At 72.9% G+C, this 2,388-nt stretch carries 1 protein-coding gene; it reads left to right on the forward strand.

Annotated features, from left to right (window positions below):
• Nucleotides 1–435 precede the first annotated feature (435 nt).
• Nucleotides 436–2,283 carry a dihydroxy-acid dehydratase gene (ilvD, locus tag I6A81_RS40945; protein WP_203008307.1) on the forward strand — a complete coding sequence of 616 codons (1,848 nt, stop codon included), beginning with the start codon at nucleotides 436–438 and terminating at the stop codon, nucleotides 2,281–2,283.
• Nucleotides 2,284–2,388 lie beyond the last annotated feature (105 nt).

Genomic DNA, 2,388 nt, shown 5'->3' on the forward strand with positions numbered 1-2,388 from the left:
GCGAGGCGACCGCCTGGCCACAGTACGTCACCGAACAGATCGCCGCTTGACATCCAAGAACATGGGATGTCTGACCACTCCCGCCGGCGCGAGGTCCCGCGCCGGCGGTCCTCTTCGTCAGCGAACGGGTGTCGACGGTCCTGGCCGTTCGCGCCGGCTGGGCGCGAAGGCGGCCGTGGCGCGGGCCGGCGCCGGCGTTCGCGGCACGATCGGCGCCGGCGGCGCGGCCGGCCGCCGGCCCGCAACGGATACGCTGAGGGAGCGACGCGGCGCCGTACCTGGTGCACGCGCCCGCGCGTGCCGGCGGCCCAGACTGGCGAACCCAGTGGCACCACCCGGGCAGGTACGCGTTCGTCCGCGCGACCCCGCGCCCGCCGCGCTCCGCCCGCCGCAGCGGGCGCACGTATCGCCGTCGAAGGTCCTGAGGTCACGAAGATGCCCGCTCTGCGCTCCCGTACGACCACCCACGGCCGGAACATGGCCGGCGCCCGCGCCCTGTGGCGGGCCACCGGCATGACCGAGGACGACTTCGGCAAGCCGATCGTGGCGATCGCGAACAGCTTCACCCAGTTCGTCCCGGGCCACGTGCACCTGAGGGACCTGGGCAAGCTGGTCGCGGACGCCGTCGCGGCGGCGGGCGGTGTCGGCCGTGAGTTCAACACGATCGCCGTCGACGACGGGATCGCGATGGGACACGGCGGGATGCTCTACTCCCTGCCGTCGCGGGAGCTCATCGCCGACAGCGTCGAGTACATGGTGAACGCGCACTGCGCGGACGCGCTGGTCTGCATCTCCAACTGCGACAAGATCACCCCGGGCATGCTGCTCGCCGCGCTGCGGCTGAACATCCCGACCGTCTTCGTCTCCGGCGGCGCGATGGAGTCCGGGAACGCCGTCGTCCAGAACGGCACGGTCCACTCCCGGCTCGACCTCATCGACGCGATGACGGCGGCGGTCAACCCGAACGTCAGCGACACCGACCTCGGCATCATCGAGCGCTCCGCCTGCCCGACCTGCGGTTCGTGCTCGGGCATGTTCACCGCCAACTCGATGAACTGCCTGACGGAGGCCATCGGCCTGTCGCTGCCCGGCAACGGTTCGACGCTCGCCACCGCCGCCGCCCGCAGGGAGCTGTTCGTCGAGGCCGGCCGGCTCGTCGTCGACCTGGCGCGCCGCTACTACGAGAAGGACGACGAGGGGGTGCTGCCGCGCTCGATCGCGAGCGCCGCCGCGTTCCGGAACGCGTTCGCCGTGGACGTCGCGATGGGCGGGTCGACGAACACGGTGCTGCACCTGCTCGCCGCCGCCGTCGAGGCGGGCGTCGACGTCACCCTGGCCGACATCGACGAGATCTCCCGACGCGTGCCGTGCCTGTCCAAGGTCGCGCCAAGCTCGACGAAGTACTACATGGAGGACGTGCACCGGGCCGGCGGGATCCCGGCGATCCTCGGCGAGCTCGACCGGGCCGGGCTGCTCGACCCGAACGTGCACAGCGTGCACTCGGCCAGCCTGCGCGAGTTCCTCGACCGCTGGGACATCCGCGGCGAGCACCCCTCGCCGGACGCCGTCGAGCTCTTCCACGCCGCCCCCGGCGGGGTGCGCACCACCGAGCCGTTCGGCTCGACGAACCGCTGGGACACGCTCGACACGGACGCGGAGAACGGCTGCATCCGCTCCGCCGAACACGCCTACTCGGCGGAGGGCGGCCTCGCCGTCCTGTTCGGCAACCTGGCCACCGACGGCGCGGTGGTGAAGACCGCCGGCGTGCCCGAGGACCAGTGGGCGTTCGCCGGGCCGGCGGTCGTCGTCGAAAGCCAGGACGAGGCCGTCGAGGCGATCCTCGGCGGCCGGGTGAAGCCGGGCGACGTCATCGTCGTCCGCTACGAGGGCCCACGCGGCGGGCCGGGCATGCAGGAGATGCTGTACCCGACGGCGTTCCTGAAGGGCCGCGGCCTCGGGCCGAAGTGCGCACTGATCACCGACGGGCGGTTCTCCGGCGGCAGCTCCGGGCTGTCGATCGGGCACGTCTCGCCGGAGGCCGCGCACGGCGGCACGATCGCGCTCGTCCGCGACGGCGACCGGATCGAGATCGACATCCCGGCCCGCCGGCTCGAGCTGATGGTCCCCGCCGAGGAACTAGCCGCCCGGCGGGCCGAGATCGAGGCCGGCCACGGCTACCGCCCGGCCAACCGCGAACGGACAGTCTCCGCCGCGCTGCGCGCCTACGCCGCGATGGCCACCTCGGCCTCCACCGGCGCGGCCCGCGACGTCAACCTGCTCTGAGTTTCCTGGTTCGCTCTGTTTCCTGGTTCGCTCCGTCCGGGCGGCGCGCTCCGGCCCCGTCCTCCGCTTCGCTCCGGACGTGACCTCCGCGCGCCGTCCTCCTCC

Source organism: Frankia nepalensis (genome assembly GCF_016786325.1).
GTDB lineage: Bacteria > Actinomycetota > Actinomycetes > Frankiales > Frankiaceae > Pseudofrankia > Pseudofrankia nepalensis.